Here is a 25213-nt window from a genome sequence, read left to right on the forward strand (position 1 = left end):
TTTAAAGAAATTCATACATATGATAATTTATTAAAATTAAATTATTTGTTATGAAAAGGATCAGGTAAAGAAGGAGAATTGAAAATGAGAGAATATGAAAAAATGCATAGTGGAAAGATTTATAATTGTGGTGATGAAGAGTTATTAGAGATGCAAACCAAGTGTTTGGATAAGTTATATGATTTTAATGAAACACGTCCAACAGAATATGAGAAACGCCAAAGTATGTTAAAAGAAATGCTAGCAGAAATAGGAGAAGAATGCTATATTGAGCCTCCATTTCATAGTAACTGGGGTGGAAAGCATGTTCATTTTGGTAATAATGTGTATGCCAATTTTAACTTGACATTAGTAGATGATACACATATTTATGTGGGGGATTATACAATGTTTGGACCTAATGTTACTGTTGCTACTGCAGCACATCCAATAGATCCAGGTTTTCGTATGCCTGTAACACAATATAATAAACCAGTTTATATTGGTAAAAATTGTTGGATAGGAGCAGGTGCTATTATATTACCAGGAATTACAATTGGTGATAATACAGTTATTGGAGCAGGCAGCGTGGTAACTAAAGATATTCCTGGAAATGTAGTTGCAGTAGGAAATCCATGTAAGGTTTTAAGAGAAATTAATGAAAGTGATAAAGTTAATGCTCAAAAATTGATTTATAAATAAGATTCTATTAAGATAATAGATACAAAATAACAACAAACAACTTACAATGTTTTTAATATGGTAAGTTGTTTCTTATTTACTTAAAAGAATATAATTATTTTTTACAATTCATTTTTTTATTTATAAAAGTGAATTAATGATGAAAATTATTGATTTATAGAATAATCTTTTTTTTCGGGAATTAAAAAGATTATAAATCTAAATAAAGTATAAATTACTAATACTGTAGCAATAATTGTTTGTAATAAAACAACATATTTTAGAAAATCTACATTATATCCTATTTTAGTTAAGTAAGTCATAGTCATTTTCGTTGCAATCCCACTTATAACAAATGGAAATGTAAATGCCGAGTAGCTTGGAAAAAATGGCATCTTTAAATACTTTGGTAATTTAAATAAAACTATAATAAATGTTATGAATGCTAAAACAGATAAAAAAGATATCATTAACAATGACTTTGTTTGTACTGATTGAATATATCCAGCAAGGCAAAGGTTTACAGGAGCTGCATATATGCAAAATAATGGTTTAGCTGGATCAGGTATTTCTTTATATTTACTATATCTATATGTTACAACTACAAGTAATATCATACATAATACAAATGCAAACCAAAATGCTAATGTACCTATATTTGTTTTTTCAAAGGCTGGTGCAGAAACACTTGCAACAGCTAGTCCAACATAAACTATAAAATATGTAGTAAAAACTTTTTTTATATTGAACTTTAATATAAATTTTATTGAGAAGTACACAATTAAAGTTAAGTGAAGAAGTAATCCTAAATACCAAATATAAATAGCCTTTTGGCCTATAAAAGGTTTTATATAAGTAGATAAAAGCATTATAGCCATTGGAAATGTTGCAGATACACCAGCTATAATTGGATTTTTCATATCTTCTTTTATCATAGACGGATATAGTAGGATTTTACATATTAATAGTAATCCTAAAATTAAAGATACAATTGCGCATATTAAGCGGATAGATTCAGAATAGCTTTGAAGTAAATTACCTAAAGCTGCAAAACCAAGGATTACCCCTGAAATAGGAAGTGGTATTTTTTTTATCATATCTTGCACTCCTATACTGTAACTAAAGTGTCTGTATTAACAAGATTTAGTTCTCTTACTATTATTTCAGCAACTTTTCCAGCAACCATGCCTGTAAAATGTATACATTGTTCTTTATGAGCTCCAGATGACATATCGAATTCTTTAGTTAGTATACGACAGCAAAGAGAATTTTTACCGTTGTATTCTTTAAACCAGTCATGCAACTCTTTCGATAATTCTAGATTTTTTTCCACCTTAGAATCTCCTTGTTTAGTACGTCCAAAAAATAAACCTAAAGCCATAACACCACCAGACACTGCTCCGCATATACATTTAGAACGTCCAATTCCAACAGGAAATCCTGAAGCCATTGCTATTACTTCTTCTGGTATATCTAACTCAAAGTTAGAACGTATCGAACTTATTAGTGCTTCAGAACAGAAAAATCCTCCTCTAAATAAATCTTCAGCATCTTGAGATATTTTTTTTATACTTACCTCTTTTTTTGTATTCATACAAAAACCTCCATTTTATATATTCACTTTTATTATAAATCATGAGGAAATTAAATACAAATTTATGTTTTTATGAAATAAATAATAATATTTTAAAGAAAAAAGAATCAAGAAATAAATAATTCATTTACTTATTTATGAATTATTGAAAACTATAACAAAATAATTTTATGATTCAACTATGGATGTTTATAAAATTTATTTTATGTTATAATTTTATAAAATAATTTATAATAATTTGTAGCAGAAATAGGAGAATTAGAGCTATTGATAGTTATAGATAAGTTAAATAATCATAATAGTGAAGATATAAATTATAATATAGTTTTAAAATGATGTTTTGCAGAATTAAAGAAATATAATATTGAACCTTAGAGTTAATAAGCAGTATATAAAAATTAAGCGAAGTTAATAGTAGTATATATGGATAAAAAGTTGGTTTTTATAGATGGAGATGGAAATCTATGTGATTTATCTGGATAAGTACCGAAGTCAACTAGAGAAGATATAGAAATAGTAGATGAAGTAACAAATACTGCTAGTAATAATAAAATATATTTTAGCCTTAAGAAAAATAACTTAATATAATTGTTTAACCTTATATAACTATACATTATTAAGATATTTTGAAGAATATTAATATAGTTGAATAAAAGAGCTCTTATTCATGTTAGAAATGGGTAAGAGTTTTTTATTTATAAAATCCAAGTAATATAAAAAGTAAATTATAATGTGAGAAATAGGAATAATTGATAGATATATAATGATTTAGAGATATGAATCTATTGACATAAAAAATAAAAGTGATACAATGAAGTTTGACATCATTTTGTTTATTTAGTGTAAAATATATTTACTCAATTATATTTTACACCTTCTAAAGTTTAATGTCAATAGAATTTATAAATTATTTTTATAAATTTATATTAGGGAGAGTGAAAGGTTATGAATAGTAGCAACTATGAGTGGAATCTTGAAAATGAATGGTTACAGGATGTATTTAAAGAGGTCAAGAAACAATTTGATGAAAAGCATAATTTCAAAGAAAGATTTAGGAAGGAAGCAATTGAAACGCAAAAGCAGCTATGGGAAGATGTAGGATCTGTTTCAGTGACCAATGGACTAGATCAAATTGTAGATTTTATGGAATTTATAAATACTATGAAAATTCAAAAAAGAAGACACGAGTTTACAAGAAAGCTTGAAGAAAAATATGAAAAAATGCTTTTATCTCCTTATTTTGCAAGAATAGATTTTACTGAAGAAGGAAAAGACTTACCTGAAAAATATTATATAGGAATTTCCAATTTAATTAATGATGATTTCGATTTTTTAGTATATGACTGGAGAGCTCCAATATCTAGCATGTTTTATGATTATGAAGTTGGAAAAGCTGGGTATAAATGTCCTAAAGGCGTAATTAATGGTGATCTTACGCTAAAAAGACAATACAAGGTTAATGATGGTAAACTTGAGTATATGTTTGATAGTAATCTTAAAATAGATGATGAAATATTGCAGGATATTTTAGCTAAGAGTAGCGATAGTAAGATGAAAGTAATAGTAACAACTATTCAAAGAGAACAAAATAAAATAATACGTAATGAATTATATAAAAATTTAATTGTACAGGGCCCTGCAGGAAGTGGAAAAACTTCTGTTGCTCTTCATAGAATTGCCTATTTATTATATAGGCATAGGGAAAAAATAGGACCTCAAAATATATTAATATTTTCTCCAAATAATATTTTCAATGACTATATTTCAGATGTGTTACCACAGCTTGGTGAAGATAATATGTGCCAAACTACATTTAAAGAGTATATGCATAAAGCTTTAGATAATGAAATTATTAAAGAAGAATATTGTGAGATGATGGAATATATACTTTCTTCTAAGAATGAAGATAGTTATAAGGAGAGAATTAAGAGTATTAAATTTAAATCTTCAAAACAATTTTTAAATATATTAAAAGAATACGTAATATATTTAGAGAAAAAGAATAGAGATTTTAAGGATATAATTTTTAAAGGGAATTTAATAATATCATCTAAAGAAATACAAGAGTTGTATTTTAAGGATTATGGTCACCTTCCATTAAAGAGAAGACTTGAAAAGTTAAGAAAGAGAATTTTATATCTTTTAGAAACTTATGAGAAAAATAGAGTAGGGGAAGTGGCTGAAGATATTAAGAATTATAGTAGCCAGAATGATGAAACAGAGATTCTTAAACAAAGTAAATCAGTTGTGAAAAATGAAATAAAGAGTATATGCTCTGAAATCTATAAGATGACAGATTTTAATATAATTGATATTTATAAAGAGTTGTTTGAGAATTTAGAGAGATTTTCAACTTTAATAATAAGTGAATATGATGATGAATACATTAATGAAGTTAAATTTTATACACTAGAAATGATAAAATCTAAAAAGTTTAATTATGAAGATCAGCATGCTCTTTTATATTTAAAAGGATCATTAGGAGATATTTTGAAAATTTCAGAAATTAAATACGTTATTATTGATGAAGCACAAGATTATACACCATTACAATATGAAATATTATACAAGCTTTTTAATAATGCAAGTATTACTATACTAGGGGATTTAAATCAATCTATAAATCCATTTATGAATCTTGGAAGTTATACAAATATATTAGATATATTTCCAAAAGATGAAACTTGTATAATTAATTTGACAAAAAGTTATAGATCTACAATAGAGATTACTGAGTTTTCTAAAAAGCTTTTAAGTAACAATGTTAATTATGAATGTGTAGCACGAAGAGGAGATAAACCAATTGTTCTTGGCTTTTCTGATGAAAATAATATAAATGAACAATTACTTAAAGATATAAAAACTTATAAAGAAAAAGGATATAAATCTATTGGAATTATAACAAAAACTATAAAAGAAGCACAGGATGTTCACAATTTTCTTAAAGATAAAGTAAATGTGAATGCGCTACTAAATGATGAGGACGAGTATGTAAATGACACATTAGTAATTCCAGCATTTCTTGCTAAAGGGTTAGAATTTGACGTAGTTCTTATATATAATGCAGGAGATGAAAATTACGATTGTGAAGAGGAAAGATTGCTACTTTATACAGCTTTCACTAGGGCACTTCATATCTTACGAATATATTATTTAGGTGAATGCACAAAATTGCTTAAAGAAAAATAATAAATAAATTAAATATTTATAGGGGCTGTCTCAAAATAGCCAGTCCTAGATTTTCATTTTAATTTAATTTGCGATGGTAAATATTTTGAGCAGAATAATAAAATAGTTATATCTGTATAGGTTCATCATGCATTTTGTGATGGTTACCATATCAGCAGATTTATTAATGAAGTACAAGAATTAGTATTAAACTGTAAAACATTGTTAGATATAAACGAGAATACCAAATAGTTATACTTAAATTGTATATATTATAAATTGAAACAAGGGAAGTCATATGACTTCCCTTAGATATTATTATATTAAGTACATAATTATAAAATGAAGACTAGCTTTTAAAAATATAATTGAATTACTCTTTTATTTTTTTGTAAGTTAGTTAATTTATTAAATTTACTAAAAATTTTCATGAAGAATCATTTTATGAATATTATACAATAATTTATTAAGTTTACTTTTTAAGTCTATTTATAATTTAAATATTTATCCCCTTAATATATTTACTTAGTGTATGCGCAATCCCATCTTCTTCATTAGATAAAGTAATTTCATCTGCTATAGCCTTTAAATCGTCTACAGCATTAGCCATAGCAACTCCTATGCCAGCATAGTTAACCATGGAAGCATCGTTATGACCATCTCCAAAAGCAATCATTTCCTCTTTTTTATATCCCCTAGGAATTAGGACAGAATCTAAGGCCTTAGCCTTATCAATTCCTTTAGCAGTAAATTCAAAGTAGAAATCTGCTGTGAACATGCAGCTTAAAGTATCCTTAAAAGGTTCCATCATCTCTTTGTAATGAGATTTCAGATATTCAGGTTCTCCTGCAGTTAAAATTTTATTCAATGGATAATTAGCAAAAGCAGCTAAATCATCTTTTTCACAAAGCTTAAATTTACCACCGCGAGCTTCATATTGAATTATGTTAAAAGGGGACCCTTTATAGTTTATTTCATTGTTGAAAACATCATTAACATACATATAATCATCTTTATCAATCATAGGTTTAACATCAAATTTCTTCATATGTTCAAGAACAGCTTGTCCTTCTTCTATACTCATGGTTTCATTAAATAAAACTTCATTAGTTTCACAATCTATAACCTTAGATCCGTTAAAAGCAACTAAAAGTCCATTATGTTCATTCATTTTTAATTCTTTAGCAAGATCTAGCAATCCAGATGTAGGTCTCCCTGATGCTAAAACCAATATAGCTCCTTCTTCCTGTGCTTTAATTAGAGCATTTTTAGTTTTTTCAGTTACTACTTTTTTACTATTAGTTAATGTACCATCTACATCCATAATAATTACTTTTATATTACTCATTTATCTTTCCTCCATAGTTCTTTTTATTTAATTATACTAATATTAATCTCATAAGTGAATTGATTAATTAAATAATGAGTAATTTATATCGAAAATAATTTGATTAATAAATAATGAATGAAATTATTTTGTTATACGAGCTTCATAAAAAGGATTAGGGTATCAAATAATCTTATAATTCAAATAAAGCTTAATAAATATGATAGTCTAGTTGATTAGTTAAATGGAGAAGTTGTAGTAATTAAAAAATACCTAATAATCTATATTTTTAATGAATATTAATGTAAAGATATTAATTAGAAAGTTTGTGAAATTGTATATTTGACATAAATATAAATATTACTATATCTATAAATTTAATAGATGTGAGGGAAAAAGAAAGAGATTATTCGTAATGAAACCATAGAAGATTTTAAAAGAGGGTATCTATGGGATAACAAAAAAGGTGAGTTTATATGCTTAATATGTGGAAAGAATATTGGAATAAATACTGATATTATAAATGATCATATGCTAACTCATGGATCTCCAGTAGAAAGATTATTAATGTTAGATAAAAAGCATACAGGATTAACTGAAATTAAAAAAGAGTTACTTGATATGTTATCTAGCAAATGTAGTGATAAAGAAATAGCAAGTAATCTTGCTTGTACAGACTCTACAGTAAGGAATATTAGATTTTCTTTAAGGGAAAGAGCAAGGCAAGCGAGAGCATTTTTGGCTATTATGGAGTTAGTGGATGAAGGCGCATCAAATTCGGTAAATCATAAAATTAGATATTTTCTTATTAAGAAGAAAAAAGAAAAGTCTTACTGCCTAGATTTGCTAATTTATTTGAGCCAAATAGGTTATATACAAAAAATGAAGTTAAAGCAATAATCAATAAAGTTTATGATAACGATGCATTAATAAGACGATATTTGTGGACTATGGTTATTTGAAGAGAGATAAATATGGAGAAAAGTATTGTAAGGTAGAAGGAGAAATCACTATGGAAAATATGAAAAGAAAAGAACTTATAAATAATTATAAACAGCAAGAAGTAGAAATGGGAATAATTCAAATATATAATACAGTTAATGGTTACTCTTTTATAGATATATGCTTAAATTTATATAAGCCGTTTGAGTCAATAAAGTTTAAGTTAAATTTGGGAAAAATAAGAATTAAGGGTTTACAAGAAGATTGGGATAACTATGGAGAAAGTGCATTTGAATTTAAAGTTGTAGAAAAGCTTAAGAAAAAGGAAGGTTCTACAGAAAAAGAAACTCTTTATGACTTAAAAGAACTTCTAAATATTTGGATTGATAGTCAAGGGGATAATTTGAAATTATATAAAAAGTAAAAATATTTTTAATTATTTAACATGCAACCTATAAACACTCCAATATAACACCAGACTTTATATAGGTGTTATTATAAAAATGGAGGTGAAAATGATATGGAAAATACGTACAAAACATCAGAAGTAGCTAAAATAATAGGAATTCATCCTAATACGGTACGGTTATATGAAGACCTTGAATTAATTCCCAAAGCTAATAGACTATCCAATGGATACAGAATATTTAATGACTATCACATTGAACAATTTAATCTTGCAAGAACAGCTTTAAAAGTTGAAGTATTACAAAATGGACTTAGGAAAAAAATAATTAATATCATTAAGTTATCTGCCAAAGGCGAATTTGAAGAAGCAATAATATGTACAAATGATTATATTAATCAAGTAAAAAATGAACGAAGGAACGCAGAAGAAGCCATTGAAATTTCTAAACAACTTTTGTTAGGAATAAAAAATAACGAAAGTGATATGTTTCTTACTAGAAAACAGACAGCAGAATATCTAAATATTACAATAGATACATTAAGAAATTGGGAGATGAATGGGCTACTTTCTATTAAAAGAAAAGAAAATGGATATCGAGTTTATACAAGTAGTGATATTAAAAAATTAAAAATAATACGAACATTACGTTGTGCAAATTATTCACTTGCATCAATTTTACGTATGATTAATGCTATATCAAATAGTAGTAAAGTTGATATAAAAGAAGTGATTAATACACCAGATAATAATGAAGATATTGTTACAGCATGTGATAAACTTCTTACTTCATTGAATAATGCAGAGAAAAATGCAAATGTTATATTAAAACAATTGAGATTTATGAATAATAGATTTAATGCAAACTCTCCATTTTAACACCAGGCTTTATTCTGGTGTTATTCTTTTATATGAAAAAGGAGGGAATTCATATGGAAGCAATTAAAATCAATAATCTTTGTAAATCTTATGGAAAATTTCAAGCTGTAAAAAATATAAGTTTTAGTGTTAACAAAGGATAGGCAAAAAATATAACAAGTCAGCAGCTCAAGTTATTATTAGATGGTTATTACAAAAGGGAATTGTGGTATTCCCTAAATCAGTGCATGAAGCTAGAATAAAAGAAAACGCAAATGTATTTGATTTTGAATTAACAAATGAAGATATGAAATTAATAGATGGAATGAATAGAAATTTAAGAACTGGTGCTGATCCTGATAATTTTGACTTTTAATAAAAAAGTAAATTTTAATTTAGATACTTAATATAATAGAAATTTAAATAAGAAAAGGGTGTGAAATTATATAAATTTTACACTCTTTTTATATTTATCTTAGAATACAAAATTTAATATATTGGTTAAGATAATAAATAATAATATAATGAAGAATATAATTATTGAAAGTTAATTAAGAATAAAAGTAATAAATAGTAATATATTTTGACAATCTTCTAAACTACTGATAAAGTTAAGAAGCATATAGTTTAATGAAAGAGGTATTAGTTATGGAAAAGAGTTTTGAAAATCTAAAAATAAATGAAAAAATAATTAGTGGATTAAATGCTATGGGAATAAAGGAGCCTACTGAAATACAAGAAAAAATTATTCCATTAGCTCTAGAAAAAACAAATTTAATTGGGCAATCAGAGACAGGTACAGGAAAAACCCTAGCATATCTTTTACCTATAATTGAAAATATAGATATAAATAAAAAAGAAATGCAATGTATAATATTAGCGCCAACTCATGAATTAGCTATTCAAATAAATAATACTATAAATGAGTTGAAAAAAGCTTCAGGTCTAGAAATTACTTCTACACCTTTAATTGGAAGCGCAAATATTAAAAGACAAATAGAGAATTTAAAAGCAAAGCCTCATATTTTAGTAGGCTCTGCTGGAAGAATCTTAGAGTTAATAAAAAAGAAGAAAGTATCTGCTCACACAATAAAAAACATTGTAATTGATGAAGTAGATAAACTTTTAGATAAAAATAATCTTCCTACTGTAAAAGACATAATAAAGGTTACACCAAAGTACACTCAAATTATGATGTTTTCAGCCACATTAAATGGTAAAACTTTAGATATAGCTAAAACTTTAGCAGAAGATATAAAAGTAGTTTCAGTTAAAGGTAATAAAGTTAATGAAAATATAAATCATAACTACATAAAAACTGATAGCAGAAAGAAAGTTGAAACTTTAAGAAAACTTTTAAATGCGTTAAAATCTCCAAAGGTTTTAGTATTTAATAATGATAGCTATACTACTAACACAGCTGTTGAATATTTATCATTTAACAATGTTAAAGTTGCTGCTATTGGTGGAAATGGAAAGATGGAAGATAGAAAAAGAGCTTTAGAAAACTTTAGAAAAGGTAAAATCAATGTTTTAATTGCTTCTGATATTGCAGCTAGAGGGTTAGATATAAAAGGAGTAACTCACGTTGTTAATTTTGATATTCCAGAAGATTCTAAGGATTATTTACATAGAGCAGGTAGAGTTGGAAGAGCAGGAGAAACTGGCGAAGTATTTTCTTTAGTAGATGATAAAGAAGAAAAAATAATTAAAATGCATGAAAAGAGCTTTAAGATAAATATTTCAGAAAGAGATCTTTATAGAGGTAACGTAGAATAATGAATTATTGCAATTTATTGTAAGTTATTTAATATATAAATAGTGACAATATTATGATATAATACGTCAAAATTTTATATTGACTATTTATGTATATATGCTAGAATTAATATTAATTTAAATAAGGATATATTAAATATCTTCGTATAACCCTAATGATATGGTTTAGGGGTCTCTACCAAGAACCAATAATTCTTGATTACGAGGAAATCATTTTATTTGTGATTTCTTCGTTTTCAGGAATTTTTTTATACCTAAATATATTTAAATTAATACTATATTCTTGATTTGCTCTAAAACATTTAGTTAATTTTAAGATATTGATTTAAGTATTAATATCTAATAATTGATATAAATAGATTTTTGAATTTAATTTCAATTATAACTAGGCCATTTACCAATAAAGATTCCAATCGTTTTTATAAAATACATATATAAAAGAAGGTAAAAAATTAAAGTAGTTTGTTTGCATATTGAGAAGATTATTTTTTACATATATAAGAATTTTAAGGAGGACTAATTTTATGGATATTAATAACTTACCGAAAATAGAGCTTCACTGTCATTTAGATGGTAGCTTAAGAGTTGAGACAGTTATAGAGCTTGCTAAAAAAGAAAATATTCAATTAGAAAGCTATGATTATGATTACGTTAAAAATCTATTAACTGTTGAAGAGGATTGTGATTCTTTAGATGAATATTTAAAGAGATTTGATTTACCAAATGAGGTTCTACAAACAAAAGAAAATTTAAGAAGGGCATCTTATGAGCTATTAGAAGATGCTGTAAAAGATAATGTTAAATACATTGAAGTTAGATTTGCACCAATATTTCATACAAAAAAGGGACTAGCCTTGGAGGAAATTATAGAAAGTGTTATAGATGGAATAAGAGATGCGGAAAATAAATATGACATAAAGGGAAATGTTATAATTTCTTGTATTAGAGGATTAGACTTAGAGCATGTGTATGAATCTATAAATGCTAGCGAAAAATATCTTGGTAAAGGTGTCGTAGCAATAGATTTAGCAGCATCAGAAAGAGAAGATTTTGCTTATGAGTATATAGAAGCAATGAAGATTGCTAAAGAAAAGGGATTTAGAATAACAATACATGCAGGAGAAACTGGATTTGGGAAAAATGTAAGGGATGCCATAAACCTTTTAGGAGCGGAAAGAATAGGACATGGAGTATATATATTTAATGATGATGAGGCCTATAAATTAGTAAAAGAAAATGGAATAACATTAGAAATGTGCCCAAAGAGTAATCTAGATACAAAAGCTGTGAATTCATATGAAGAACATCCTATTTACAAATATCATAAAGATAACATTAAAGTTAATCTTAGTACAGATAACAGAACTGTTTCAAATATAAACCTAAATCAAGAAACAAGTAAGTTAGTAGAAACTTTTAAAGTTGATATAGATGATTATAAGAAAATTTATATAAATAGTGTAAATGCAGCATTTTGTGATGATGAAACAAAGGCAATGCTTCTAGCCATATAATAAATGCCCCAGGGGAAATACCTCTTGGGTATTTATTATTGGACTAAGAAAATTTTCAATTTGATTTAAAGTTAAAACTAGTACTATTCAGTTATGTAATTGGAAATATAATCAACTATGAAATCATTAAAATATCAATATAATAAATATTAAAGGAATAAATGACGTAAATATAAAGATACTTTAAAAATATAAGAAAAGGATACAGATTATGAGAGCATATAAGATAAAAATAGAACTAAGAGATAGTGAACCATTGATATATAGGAGGGTTATAGTTCCTTCTAATATTAGCTTTGAAAAATTACATAATATAATTCAGCAGTCCATGGGATGGAGCAACAGTTATTTATATGATTTTAATATTAAGGAAAATAATTTAAGAATCACTTGTGATAAAGAAGCCATTTCCGAATATGAATTTTATTCTAAATTAAAATTAAATGAAAAAAATGATCCTCAGGGATTTATAAAGAATAAGCTTAAAATTAGGCCAGTGATTAGTAATGAAGTTAATATAGATGATTATTTAATTAAAAGTAATAAAATTGAGTATGTATATGACTTTGGTGATTACTGGAAGCATGATATAATTTTAGAAGAAATAATTGAAGATTATGTGGATGATTATCCTAAATGCGTTGAAGCAGAAGGAAATTGTCCACCTGAAGATATTGGGGGAATAGAAGAATATATAGAATTTTTAGAAGTAATCAATGATAAAAACCATCCTGACTATGAAAATGTAGCCTTATGGGCAAGTAAACAAAATTATAAAGAAGTTTTTGATATTGAAAGTGTTAATATCCTTATGAAAGAAATAAATAATATTTAAATTAAATCTAATTTTATATTAATTAATTAATTAATTAATTAATTAATTAAATGCACTAAGTTTACTTCTTAGTGTATTTTTATATATTAAAAATTTATATCAGGGAATACTAATGTTAAATAATTTAAAAGGAGAATATTTATGATAGTAAGACTCGGATATGTTGCTATTTCAAATGTATTAGGAAAAAAGATAACAAGCTCTAGCACTGTTACTTTTACGAATTATAATAAAATTTCATCAGAAGAAAAAAGGTTAGAAAAACTAAAAACAGTGGCTTTATCAAATTTAAATGCATTACAAGAATTATTAAAATATAATATAAAAAATAATATACATTTTTATAGAATAACATCAGCTTTAATACCTTTAGTAACTCATCCTGAAGTTGGATATTGGGGGCATAGAGAAATATTAAAAAAGGATTTTGAATATGTTGGAAAGCTTATAAGAGAGTCTAATATGAGAGTTGATACTCACCCAGATGAGTTTAATGTTATAAATAGCAATAATCCTAAAGTTGTTGAAAATACATTAATAAATTTAATGAGACAAGTTGAATGGTTTGAGGATATGAATTATAAGCAAGGAAAAATGGTTATTCATGTAGGTGGAGCAACAGGAGGTAAAGAAGCTGCAATAGAGAGATTTATTAAAAACTTTAATAAATTCCCCATAAATCTAAAAACGAAATTAATTATAGAAAATGATGATAAAACATATACGGCTACAGAAACTCTAAATTTATGTAAAATACTAAATATACCTATGGTTTTAGATATTCATCACCATAATTGTAATAATGAAGGCGATGATATAGTGAATATTTTAGGTGATATACTAAATACTTGGAATAATGAAGATTTACCACCTAAGATGCATTTTTCATCTCCTAGAGATACAACTTTAACTGATAAAGTTGATAAGAAACATTCAGATTTTATAAATCCATATAAATTTGTAGAATTTCTAGAAATTTTAAAAATTTTTAATATTGATGTAGATATAATGTTAGAATGTAAAGAAAAAGATGTTGCTTTATTTAAACTAGTTAATGATATAAGAGAAATTAAGCCAGAATACAAATGGATTGATGAAACTACTTTAAATATATAGGTATATAAAGCTTCAATATAAAAAACTTATATCGTAAATCACATATTTAATATATGGGAGTGGGTATATTTTAATATCTTTAATTTTTTTACAATATTATTAATACACTTTATATGCAGAGTTATGCAACATGATATGGAAGATAAAAAGCTAAATAAATTTTTAGAATTAAAATAACTATGTAAAAATAATTACTTCATTATTTTTATATAGTTATTTTAATATTTACATAGAAAAATAATGTGATTTTTTTACTAATGCAGAATTATAAATTTAAGTTTTACAATCTTTGTAAAAATATATAAATAAAATATATTTTATAGTACAGTTTAATCTTTATCATACGAATATTTATATAAGAGAAAATCAAAAATATCTGAAACATATAGAATAATAGTATTAAAATATATACATTTTTAGAATAATAATATTTTTCTTTGATTTTATTTAGAGTGTTATTTGGGTTAGTATAGGTTACTATTAAATATTCATTTTAAATGAAACTATAAATCGAGTATTTACATAAAAGGAGGCCTATTTATGAAAAAGGTTAAGCACAAATTGATTATTGTTACAATGGTTATATCTCTAGTAACTGCTATTATCATAACTATTACTATGACTTTTAAAAGTATTCAAACTAATAATAAATTATTAGATAATCAAATTGAAAATTTAAATGATGATTATGATTCTAGAATTAAGGAGCAAGTAGAAATTGCTATTTCCATGATAGATACAATTAACGAAAAAACTAAAACTGGAGAACTGACAGATGATGAAGCTAAAAAGCAAAGTGCAGATTTGTTAAGGAATTTAAAGTTTGGGAAAGAGGGATACTTCTGGGCAGATACTATTGAAGGAGTAAATGTTGTATATTTAGGAAATGATACTGAAGGGAAAAATAGACTTAATGATAAAGATTCTAACGGAAACTATATGATAAAAGACATAATTGAAAATGGTAAAAAAGATGAAGGAGGATATACTGAATATTGGTTCCCTAAAGCTGGTGAAACAGAATCATCTCCTAAAAGAAGCTATAGTAAGCTGTATAAGCCATTTAATTGGGTAATAGGAACTGGAAATTACATAGATGATATAACTGAAGTAATAGATATTAGAGAAGAAATAGTAAAGCAAGACTTAGTAAATGGAATAGTTATTAACATATTTTTACTTATAGGATCATTAATAATAGCTATAATCTTAGCTTTCATTTTAAGCAATCAAATAACAAATCCACTTATTAGAATAAAGGATTTTGCACTTAGATTATCTTCTTATGACTTTAGTCATTCAATTAATGTTAAAAGTAAAGATGAATTTGGAGAGACTGCAAATGCATTAAATAAAGCACAGGAAAATGTAAGTAACTTAGTAAAGTTGATCATTGAAGATTCTGAAAATATAGGAGCTTCCTCAGAAGAACTTTCAGCAACAGTAGAAGAACTGTTTTCTAAAGTTGTTATAATTGATGAAGCTGTTGATACTATTGTTTCAGGAATACAGGAATCTGGAGCTGTAACAGAAGAAATAAGCGCATCAATTGAAGAAGTTGATGCAAGTATAAATATATTATCTTCTAAATCTATGGATGGAAGTAATATATCAAATGCTGCAAAGAAAAGAGCTATAGAAGTAAAAGAGAGCAGTAAAAAAGCTATATATGAAACAAGACAAGTATATACCCAAAAGAAAGAAAAAATGGAAAAGGCAATTGAAGATGGTAGGGTTGTTGAAAGTATAAAAGTTATGGCAGATACTATAGGAAGTATAGCTGAACAAACTAATTTACTTGCATTAAATGCAGCTATTGAAGCAGCAAGAGCAGGAGAACAAGGAAAAGGGTTTGCAGTTGTTGCAGATGAGGTAAGAAAATTAGCAGAACAGTCAGCTGATGCTGTAAAAAGTATTCAAGAAACAATTTTAAAAGTACAGTATGCATTTAAAAGTAGTATTGAAGCTGGCAATGATATACTAGAATTTGTTAACACTAATGTAAATTTACAGTTAGATGCTTATGGTGAAACAGGTAAGAAGTATCATGATGACTCAGAATTTGTAAGCCAGATGTCTAATGAAATTGCTGCTATGTCTGAAGAGATAACAGCAACAGTCGGACAAGTTAGTGATGCTGTACAAAATATGGCAGCATCCTCACAAGAATCTAGCGAAAAGGCAGAAGATATTAGAAAAAGTATGAAAGAAACTACAAAAGCAATTGAACAAGTTTCACAAACAGCTCAAAATCAAGCAGAGCTTGCTCAAAAATTAAATGAAGTGGTTAAAAAGTTTAATATATAAATAATTAGTTTTATAATTATTTTAAGTTTAATAAAATCATTATAAAATAAAAAATTAAATATAATATATTTTAAGTTAATAAAAAATAATCCAGTAAAATAATAAAATTTTACTGGATTTTTAATATATTTAAATAGTAAACGATATTATAATTTAACATAACTTGTATTATTTTCTAACTAGAGTTAAAATACCTATGGACAAACATATGAATAAAGTATGAAGAAGGGAATGAATATAATGCTTAAAAGTTATATTAAGGACATTAAGAATGAATTCAAAGGATATGATTTGTTAAATTTTAAACAAGATTTAATGGCAGGTATAACAGTTACAGCTGTAGCATTGCCATTAGCATTGGCTTTTGGGGTAAGCTCTGGAGCAACAGCAGCAGCAGGTTTGATAACTGCTATATTAGCAGGGGTAGTAATTGGTGCTTTATCTGGAGGATCATTTCAGATATCAGGCCCAACAGGAGCTATGAGTGCAATTTTAGTTGCTTTGTTTCAAAAGTATGGATTAGAAGGGGTATGGATAGCTGGAGCATTAGCTGGATTAATTCTGATTTTAGCAGGAATATTGAAATTAGGAAAAGTAGTATCATATATACCAACACCAGTAGTTACTGGATTTACATCAGGTATTGCATTAATAATAGCAATAGGACAATTAGATAATTTTTTTGGTGTATCAACTAAATCATCTGAATCAGCAGCTATAAAGGTATTAAATTTCTTTAGTACACCATTAAACCCAAATTGGTATGCTCTTTCAATAGGAATATTAGTTGTTGTTATCATGCTTATATGGCCAAAAAAACTTAATAATATAATACCATCATCTTTAATTGGATTAATAATAGCCTTATCAATAAATATGATATTTAAATTACCAGTAGATATAATTGGAGATATACCGCAAAAATTGATTTTAGATGATAGACTTAGCATCAGTTCATTTAATCTTGACATTTTAAAAAGTGTATTAGTACCAGCAATTAGTATAGCTGCATTAGCTATGATTGAAAGTTTATTATGTGGTGAAGTTGGAAAGAAAATGAAAGGAGATACTTTTGATGCAAATAGGGAACTAATTGCACAAGGAATTGGTAATTTTATAATTCCTTTCTTTGGAGGTGTTCCAGCAACAGCAGCTATTGCAAGAACGAGTGTTGCTATTAAATCAGGTGCTAGAACTAGATTGGTAAGTATGTTCCATGCCGTATTTTTAATGTTATCTATGTTCTTATTAGCTCCTATTATGTCTAATATTCCACTAGCAGCTCTTGCAGGTGTATTAATGGTAACTGCTTGGAGAATGAATGAATGGGAAAACATAAAGTATATATTTTCTAAAAGATTCAAAGGTGCTATATTAAAATTCTTGATAACCATGTTTGCAACAGTAGCACTAGATTTAACTCAAGCTATATTAATAGGAGTAATTTTTTCTAGCCTTCTATTTATTGTTAAGATATCAAATATGGATATATCAATAAGTGAAGTAGATGAAAAAAGATTAGATAGAGCGGTTCTTAAAGGTAATAATTTAAATAATATAAAAGTTGTTTATTTTACAGGTCCCTTATTTTTTGCAACAGCTGAAAAATTCAAAAATGAAGTTTTATCAATTAAAGATGCAAAAGTTATAATACTATCAATGAGAGGAGTTCCTTTAATTGATACATCAGCATTACAAGCATTATCAGAGATGATTGAGGAAGTTGAAAATAGAAACTGTAAGATAATGTTATGTGGGTTGCAACAACCAGTTAAGGAATTAATTGATAAATCTGGATTTGCAGAAAAATTAGGAAGTAATATGATTTTCTGGAGCGCAGATCAAGCTATTAAAACTGCTGAAACATTAATAGCATAATTAAAACTAGATAGTATGAAATAAGTAAAAAGTAAGTAAAATGGACTAACTGAAAAATAACTAGGTTAGTCCATTATTTTTTTATAATATATACTAAAAATATATTATGTATAATATTTACATATTATAAAAAGTGTGTAAAATATAAGTAAGGGCGATTAGTTATTTTATTTAAATTTGGAGGTGGTTTTATATAGTATCTTAGAAATTATATCTAAAGAATAAATATTATATAGTGATAGACAGAAGATAAATAATTTTTTAGGTATATATAAGGGGAAGGGATAATATGTATAAAAATTTCAAAAAAATCTTATCACTGTTTATTGTTACACTAATAATAATGACTATTACGCCAAGTTCAAAATTTAAAGCTGACACCAACATAGCTGGTAATGGAAGATTACTTGTTGGTTATTGGCATAATTTTGATAATGGAGCTGGAATTGTTAAAATAAGAGACGTAGATCCAGCTTGGGATGTAATAAATGTTTCATTTGGAGAGACCTATACTGATAGAGCAGTTGTAGAGTTACATCCAGTTTATGATGAAAAGGAATTCATAGCTGATATCGATTATGTACAAAGTAAAGGTAAGAAAGTAGTCTTATCATTAGGCGGTGCAGAAGGTACAATTCAAGTTCCAACAGATGCAGCAAGGGAAAAGTTTATGACATCACTTACAGGGTTAATAGACAAGTATGGATTTGATGGAATAGACATTGATCTTGAAGGTGGAAGTGGAATGATACTTCAACCTGGAGATACAGACCTTAAAAATCCTACTACACCTCAAATAGTTAATTTTATTAAGATTATTAAGGACTTAGTAAAAAAATACGGAGACAATTTCATTATAAGTATGGCTCCAGAATTATCATATGTTCAAGGTGGTAATACTGGTTATGCAACTAACTGGGGAGCATATCTTCCACTTATAGATGCAGTAAGAAATGAACTTGATTATTTACAAGTTCAACATTATAACTGTGGAGGAAATATGGCTCTTGATGGAATTACCTATAATCAAGGAACATCAGATTTTCAAGTTGCTATGGTAGAAATGCTATTACAAGGATTCCAAACAAGAGCATCAAAAAATAGCTTCTTTGCTCCATTAAAGCAAGAGCAAGTAGTAATTGGTGTTCCAGCTTCACAAAAAGGAACATTAAATCCAAATTCAGGCTATATCCCACCAACAGAAATGCTTAAAGCTTTAAATTATTTAATAAAAGGACAATCCTATGGTGGTTCTTATAAAATGATAGGAGAGAAATATCCAAATCTTAGAGGTATAATGGCTTGGTCAATAAATTGGGATAACGTAAACAATAAAGAATTTGTTAAGAGTTATAGACCATTTTTTGATTCATTATCTGAAGTAGTTCCAGAAAAACCATCACTAAAAGCGGCATCAGTTAAAGCATCAGCAGTTGCTAATAAAAGCTACTCATTAACTATTGATGTTCCAGCTTATAATACTGCAACATCATATGAGTTATTTGAAAATGGCAAATCTATAGCAACAGGCTCATTAACATCAGGATTAACATCTGCTCAAACAATTAAAAAGGATTTTACAAATAAGGCTTATGGAACCTATACTTATTCAGTAGCAGTTAAAGATGCAACTGGTGCAGCTGTAACTTCAGCAAACTGTGTAGTAGAAGTTAAAGAAGTTGAAGTACCATCAGTACAAGAGTGGCAATCAGGAGTTAGCTACAAATTAGGAGATAGGGTAACTTATCAAGGAAAAACTTATGAGTGTATATATGCTCACACATCACATATGGGATGGTTACCAGGAACAGTTCCTACTTTATGGAAACAGTTGTAATATAATTAGAATAACAAAAAATTAATATATAAATTTAAAAAGAAGTAGTTAATTGGAAATTTTCAATTAACTACTTCTTTTTTATCTTATGAAATTATATTAAGTTTAATTTAGGGATAACTTTTATAATTCTCTTCCTTCATTTTTTATAAATATGATTTATTTTATATTAAGTGAAGAATTAACAGATATAAATCAGTTTATTAATAAGCATAATGATTCTACTTTAGCTTTAGTAATAATAGATATAAAAAGAACCTTTTATAATAAAAATTATTAAAGAAAATGATTGCAAAGATCATAATGTTATGTTATTATAATTTCAGTAATATAAATTAGGATGGTAATTGTTTAGTACGAGCTAGACCTATTTATAAGTAATAAGGGTACTTTGTATCTTATTTTGCTTATGAATTGGTCTTTTTTTGTTTTGGAGGATAGTAATATGAAAATACATCGAATACTTAATAATAATGTAATAATTACTTTGGATAAAGATGGGGAAGAGTGTGTTGTTTGTGGAAAAGGTCTCGCTTTTAAAAAGAAAGTTGGCGATGAAGTTGATAGTAAACATGTGAATAAAGTTTTTGTTTTAAAAGATCAGAGTATGAATGAAAAATTTAAACAGTTACTATTAAATATACCACTAGATCATGTTAAAATTGCAGATGAAATAATAAAACTGGCAGAAACAAAGCTAGGAAAAAAATTGAACGATAGTTTAATAATATCCTTAAGTGATCATATATATACTTCTCTTTCTCGTTATTCAGAAGGAATTCCTATTAAAAATGCTATGCTTTGGGATATTAAGCGTTTTTATGAGGACGAATTTGAAATTGGTATGAATGCGTTAGATATGATTGAAGAATTATTTAGTGTTAGATTACCTGATGACGAAGCGGGATTTATTGCATTACATATTGTTAATGCAGAAATGGATGAAAGTAATATGGAGCAAATACTTGATATAACTCGCATTATGCAAGAAATATCGAATATTGTTAAATACTATTTTAGAGTTGAATTTGATATTAATTCAGTGTATTACTATCGTTTTATCACACATCTTAAATTTTTTGCTCAAAGATTAGTCTTGGGCAAAACAATTGATGATAGAAGTAGTGATGGATTATTAGATGTAGTCAAAGTAAAATATAATACTTCGTATAAATGTGTAGGAAAAATTAATGAATATTTAAAAAGTAAATATAACTATGAATTATCTCTTGAAGAACAGTTATACCTTACAATTCACATTGAACGGGTTATTTATAAAACAAAACTTTAATTTAGTTAAAATACCTATATAGGTATTTTAATATTAGTATTATTATGAAAGGATGTGATTAAAGGCAATATTAAATTATAAAATTTAATTTTAAGTTTGGATGGTAACATTAAGTTGGCTAAACCTTCAGTTTTTAAATGATAAGTTAAAATGGAGGTAAAGAAAAAAATGGGGAAATATTCAAAATTAGCTGATGATATTATTAAAAATGTCGGCGGAAAAGAAAATATTATAGGCTTACAGCATTGTATTACTAGATTGCGTTTTAATTTAAAAGACGAAAGTATCGCAAATGATGGTATTTTGAAAAATATGGATGGTGTAATTACTGTTATGAAAGCCATGGGGCAATATATGGTTGTTATTGGCGAACATGTACCACATGTATATGCTGAAGTTTGTGAAAAAATTGGAATGAAACCTTACGGTGGAAAAGAATTAAGAGAAGTTGAAGAAAAAAAAGCAAGTTTATTTAATCGTGTTTTAAGTGTAGTTATGGGTGGAATGGGACCTTGCTTAAATATGATTTGTGCTAGTGGTATTGTTAAGGGGTTGACAACTTTATTAACTTTTTTAGGCGTTATTACACCAGAAGATGGAGTATATCTTCTTCTTACTGCAATTGGAGATGCAATCTTCTTCTTCTTACCACTAATGCTTGGATTTAATGTTGCAAAAAAATTAAAAATGGATTCCTTCTTAGGTTTCCTTATTGGAGCAATTATGTGTTATCCAGCAATTAATGGAGTAGATATTAATTTATTTGGACATGTATTTAATGCTACTTATACCGGAACTTTTTTACCAGTTGTATTCATGGTTGCAGCAGCAGCACCTTTAGAAAGATTTTTCAAAAAATATGTGCCAGAGCTTGTTAGTAATTTTATTGTACCGGTAATTGTATTAATAATTGTTGTTCCTATAGGATTTGTTTTAATTGGACCTATAGCAAATTTAATTGGAGTAGGAATTAATACTGGAATCAATTCCTTACTTAAAGTTAGTCCAATAATTGCTGGAACTATTTTAGCTGGATTCTATCAAGTATTTGTATTATTTGGTGTGCATGGAGTATTATTTATGTTCCCATTCATGGATTTAATGCAAGGAATTCCTAGCCAATTAATGGCATTTACATTCTTCTCATGTTTTGCTCAAATAGGTGTTGTTTTAGCAATTTATTTAAGAACTAAAGATATAAAGTTAAAATCAATTGCTTTACCAGCATTTATTTCAGGAATATTTGGAGTTACTGAACCAGCTATTTATGGAGTTACATTACCTCGTATTAAAATGTTTATTATTTCTTGTATTGGTGCAGCAGCATCAGGAGTAGTTGTTTACTTTGGAAATATAATGATGTACACATATACAGGTATGGGAGTTATAGGTTTATTAGGGTTATTAAATCCAAATGGGCCACAAATATTACCACTTATACTAGCTATAGCAGTTTCCTTTACTATTTCTTTTGTATTAGCTTACTTAATTTATAAAGATGATATAGTTGAAGAAAAATCAAATAAGAAAATTCAAAAGGTGACACAAGAAATTGTTTTTGCCCCTGCAAATGGAGATTTAGCATCTTTAAAAGAATCAAGTGATGAAGCATTTGCATGTGAGGCATTAGGAAAAGGTGTTCTTATAAGACCTATTGATGGAAAAATAGTTTCTCCATTTGATGGAACAGTTCGTACATTATTCCCTACAAAGCATGCTATTGGCATTGTATCGGATAATGGATGTGAAATTCTTATTCATATTGGTTATAATACTGTTCAATTAGACGGAAAGTATTTTGAAAGTTTTGTAGAACAAGGAGATGTAGTTAAAAAAGGAGATTTATTAGTTACCTTCGATACAGAACAGATTATAAAAGAGGGGTATAGTATAGAAACACCTATAATTATTACTAATACTGACAATTATCTAGATATTATAGAAACAAATAATAAAAATGTAAGAGCTGGAGATGAGCTTTTTACAGTAGTACATTAGGAGGTATATAAAATGAATTTTCCAAAGAATTTTTATTGGGGTGGTGCAACTGCTGCAAATCAATGTGAAGGTGCTTATAATATGGATGGAAGAGGACTAGCAAGAACAGATGTTACAACTGCTGGAACAGTTACAACACCACGTGGAATAACTTATCGCTTACCTAATGGCGATACTGGATTAGCTCCTCAATTCACACCATATCCCAAAGATGCAAAAGGTGCTATTTTAGACGGATATTATTATCCGAATCACAATGCAATTGACTTTTACCACCATTATAAGGAAGATATTTCTCTGTTTGCTGAAATGGGATTTAAAATGTTTAGAATGTCTATTTCATGGTCAAGAATATTTCCAAATGGAATAGAAGATAAGCCTAATAAAAAAGGTCTAGATTTTTATCGTAATGTATTTGAAGAACTTAAAAAACATAATATTGAGCCATTAGTTACAATTTCTCATTATGATACGCCACTTTACTTAGAAGAAGAGTTAGGTGGATGGAAAAATCGTAAGCTTATTTCACTATTTGATAAATATACTGAAGTATTATTTAATGAGTATAAGGGATTAGTGAAGTATTGGTTAACATTTAATGAAATTAATAGTCTTTTAATGTTTAAGCAGTTTATTCCTAATATGTCAAAAGAAGAAATAGCAGGAAACTATCAATGTTTACATAATCAGTTTGTTGCAAGTGCAAGAGCTGTTCAACGTGCACATTCCATTGATCCAGAATATCAAGTTGGTTGTATGATAGCAGGAGCATGTTCATATCCATTGACATGTTCTCCAGAAGATGTACTTGAAAATCAAAAGAAGATGCAAGATAGCTTTTATTACTGTGGAGATGTTATGGTACGTGGAGAATATCCTGTGTTTGCAAAAAGATTGTGGAAAGAAGATAATGTTAATTTAGAATGTACACAAGAAGATTATCAAGACTTAAAAAATGGAAAAGTTGACTTCTTTAGTTTATCTTATTACTCAACTACTTGTACTTCAGCTGATAAAAATGTTGCTAAAGATGGGTTAGGTAATTTTAGCCTTGGATCAAAAAACCCATATATCCAATATTCAGAATGGGGTTGGGGAATGGACCCTATTGGTTTAAGATATTATTTAAATGAAATTTATAATCGTTATGAAGTGCCTATTATGGTTGTAGAAAATGGTCTAGGAGCAGTAGATGAACTTACAGAAGATAATCAAGTACACGACCAATATCGTATTGAATATCTAAGAGAACATATTAAAGCTATGGATGGGGCTTTAGAAGATGGTGTTAATCTTATTGCATATACCCCTTGGGGATGTATTGATTTAATTAGTGCTTCTACTGGAGAAATGAAAAAACGATATGGTTTCATTTATGTAGATCTTGATAATGAAGGTAATGGAACAATGAAGAGATATAAGAAAGATTCATTTTATTGGTATAAAAAGGTTATTTCTTCTAATGGTGAAGATTTAGATATATAAAATAAGAAAGAGCATATAAATAATTTTTTATAAAAAGTAGTTGAGTATAAAATTATAATCAGCTACTTTTTTGTATTTTGAATATCATAGGTTAAAAATGTGGTTCTAAATATATTCTATCGGCGAATAGAAATAAAAAAACTTAATTGTAGAATTATAGTAGGTTTGCCGACTATAATATAAGGAGGCTTCAAATATGGATAGTAGTATAATACATT

The 25213-nt window shown here is 27.1% G+C and carries 20 protein-coding genes, 1 pseudogene and 1 riboswitch; of the genes and pseudogenes, 18 read left to right on the forward strand and 3 right to left on the reverse strand.

Annotated elements, in window-relative coordinates; all coding sequences use genetic code 11:
• Positions 1–84: 84 nt before the first annotated feature.
• Entirely contained in the window at positions 85–681 is a 597-nt protein-coding gene (locus J2Z25_RS02705) for a sugar O-acetyltransferase (RefSeq protein ID WP_209738146.1), read from the forward strand.
• Positions 682–827: 146 nt separating this feature from the next.
• On the opposite strand, the gene J2Z25_RS02710 is transcribed toward J2Z25_RS02705, so the two are convergent.
• Both J2Z25_RS02710 and J2Z25_RS02715 read right to left on the reverse strand, forming a co-directional pair.
• Positions 828–1757: a TDT family transporter gene (locus J2Z25_RS02710; protein ID WP_209738148.1), complete on the reverse strand. Its 930-nt coding sequence runs from the start codon at positions 1755–1757 to the stop codon at positions 828–830.
• An 11-nt stretch (positions 1758–1768) separates the two neighbouring features.
• Positions 1769–2254: a C-GCAxxG-C-C family protein gene (locus J2Z25_RS02715; RefSeq protein WP_008678649.1), complete on the reverse strand. Its 486-nt coding sequence runs from the start codon at positions 2252–2254 to the stop codon at positions 1769–1771.
• Between the two features lie 945 nt (positions 2255–3199).
• Between J2Z25_RS02715 and helD the strand changes: the two genes are divergently transcribed.
• Positions 3200–5443: an RNA polymerase recycling motor HelD gene (gene helD / locus J2Z25_RS02720; protein WP_209738150.1), complete on the forward strand. Its 2244-nt coding sequence runs from the start codon at positions 3200–3202 to the stop codon at positions 5441–5443.
• A 120-nt stretch (positions 5444–5563) separates the two neighbouring features.
• Positions 5564–5674 (forward strand): annotated as a pseudogene (locus J2Z25_RS18875) (CatA-like O-acetyltransferase); the annotation flags it as partial.
• A gap of 244 nt (positions 5675–5918) precedes the next feature.
• On the opposite strand, the gene J2Z25_RS02725 reads toward J2Z25_RS18875, so the two are convergent.
• A complete protein-coding gene (locus J2Z25_RS02725) occupies positions 5919–6770 on the reverse strand; it encodes a Cof-type HAD-IIB family hydrolase (protein ID WP_097033450.1) in 852 nt (283 codons plus the stop codon).
• Positions 6771–7582: 812 nt separating this feature from the next.
• On the opposite strand from J2Z25_RS02725, the gene J2Z25_RS18525 reads away from it, so the two are divergent.
• The 15 genes from J2Z25_RS18525 to J2Z25_RS02795 all read left to right on the forward strand — a co-directional run bounded on the left by J2Z25_RS18525 (position 7583) and on the right by J2Z25_RS02795 (position 24995).
• Complete coding sequence (locus J2Z25_RS18525) at positions 7583–7711, forward strand: DUF2087 domain-containing protein (protein WP_235840830.1); 129 nt, start codon at positions 7583–7585, stop codon at positions 7709–7711.
• Between the two features lie 50 nt (positions 7712–7761).
• Positions 7762–8115, forward strand: a complete 354-nt coding sequence (locus tag J2Z25_RS18530) for a GIY-YIG nuclease family protein (protein WP_235840825.1) — start codon at positions 7762–7764, stop codon at positions 8113–8115.
• A gap of 96 nt (positions 8116–8211) precedes the next feature.
• A complete protein-coding gene (locus tag J2Z25_RS02735) occupies positions 8212–8976 on the forward strand; it encodes a MerR family transcriptional regulator (RefSeq protein WP_097033449.1) in 765 nt (254 codons plus the stop codon).
• Positions 8977–9154: 178 nt separating this feature from the next.
• Positions 9155–9331 (forward strand): aldo/keto reductase, encoded by a 177-nt coding sequence (locus tag J2Z25_RS02745; protein WP_342451335.1) that lies wholly within the window; start codon positions 9155–9157, stop codon positions 9329–9331.
• 272 nt (positions 9332–9603) lie between these two features.
• A complete protein-coding gene (locus J2Z25_RS02750; protein ID WP_209738152.1) occupies positions 9604–10734 on the forward strand; it encodes a DEAD/DEAH box helicase in 1131 nt (376 codons plus the stop codon).
• Between the two features lie 122 nt (positions 10735–10856).
• Positions 10857–10956, forward strand: a riboswitch (purine riboswitch).
• Between the two features lie 302 nt (positions 10957–11258).
• Positions 11259–12248, forward strand: coding sequence for an adenosine deaminase (gene add, locus J2Z25_RS02755; protein WP_209738154.1), 990 nt, complete (start codon positions 11259–11261; stop codon positions 12246–12248).
• Between the two features lie 211 nt (positions 12249–12459).
• Complete coding sequence (locus J2Z25_RS02760) at positions 12460–13083, forward strand: plasmid pRiA4b ORF-3 family protein (protein WP_209738155.1); 624 nt, start codon at positions 12460–12462, stop codon at positions 13081–13083.
• 141 nt (positions 13084–13224) lie between these two features.
• Positions 13225–14199 carry a UV DNA damage repair endonuclease UvsE gene (gene uvsE / locus J2Z25_RS02765; protein WP_209738157.1) on the forward strand — a complete coding sequence of 325 codons (975 nt, stop codon included), beginning with the start codon at positions 13225–13227 and terminating at the stop codon, positions 14197–14199.
• Positions 14200–14739: 540 nt separating this feature from the next.
• A complete protein-coding gene (locus J2Z25_RS02770; protein ID WP_209738159.1) occupies positions 14740–16506 on the forward strand; it encodes a methyl-accepting chemotaxis protein in 1767 nt (588 codons plus the stop codon).
• A 219-nt stretch (positions 16507–16725) separates the two neighbouring features.
• Entirely contained in the window at positions 16726–18384 is a 1659-nt protein-coding gene (locus J2Z25_RS02775) for a SulP family inorganic anion transporter (protein WP_242825271.1), read from the forward strand.
• 289 nt (positions 18385–18673) lie between these two features.
• Positions 18674–20221 carry a carbohydrate-binding protein gene (locus tag J2Z25_RS02780; RefSeq protein WP_209738161.1) on the forward strand — a complete coding sequence of 516 codons (1548 nt, stop codon included), beginning with the start codon at positions 18674–18676 and terminating at the stop codon, positions 20219–20221.
• 154 nt (positions 20222–20375) lie between these two features.
• Positions 20376–20501 carry a hypothetical protein gene (locus J2Z25_RS18735; RefSeq protein WP_280915460.1) on the forward strand — a complete coding sequence of 42 codons (126 nt, stop codon included), beginning with the start codon at positions 20376–20378 and terminating at the stop codon, positions 20499–20501.
• A 165-nt stretch (positions 20502–20666) separates the two neighbouring features.
• The gene (gene licT / locus J2Z25_RS02785) at positions 20667–21512 is read left to right on the forward strand and encodes a BglG family transcription antiterminator LicT (protein WP_209738163.1); all 846 of its coding nucleotides are present in this window, start codon (positions 20667–20669) and stop codon (positions 21510–21512) included.
• A 168-nt stretch (positions 21513–21680) separates the two neighbouring features.
• Positions 21681–23510: a glucose PTS transporter subunit IIA gene (locus J2Z25_RS02790; protein WP_209738165.1), complete on the forward strand. Its 1830-nt coding sequence runs from the start codon at positions 21681–21683 to the stop codon at positions 23508–23510.
• Positions 23511–23522: 12 nt separating this feature from the next.
• Positions 23523–24995: a glycoside hydrolase family 1 protein gene (locus tag J2Z25_RS02795; protein WP_209738166.1), complete on the forward strand. Its 1473-nt coding sequence runs from the start codon at positions 23523–23525 to the stop codon at positions 24993–24995.
• Positions 24996–25213 lie beyond the last annotated feature (218 nt).

It is taken from the genome of Clostridium tertium (assembly GCF_017873245.1).
Lineage (GTDB): Bacteria > Bacillota > Clostridia > Clostridiales > Clostridiaceae > Clostridium > Clostridium tertium.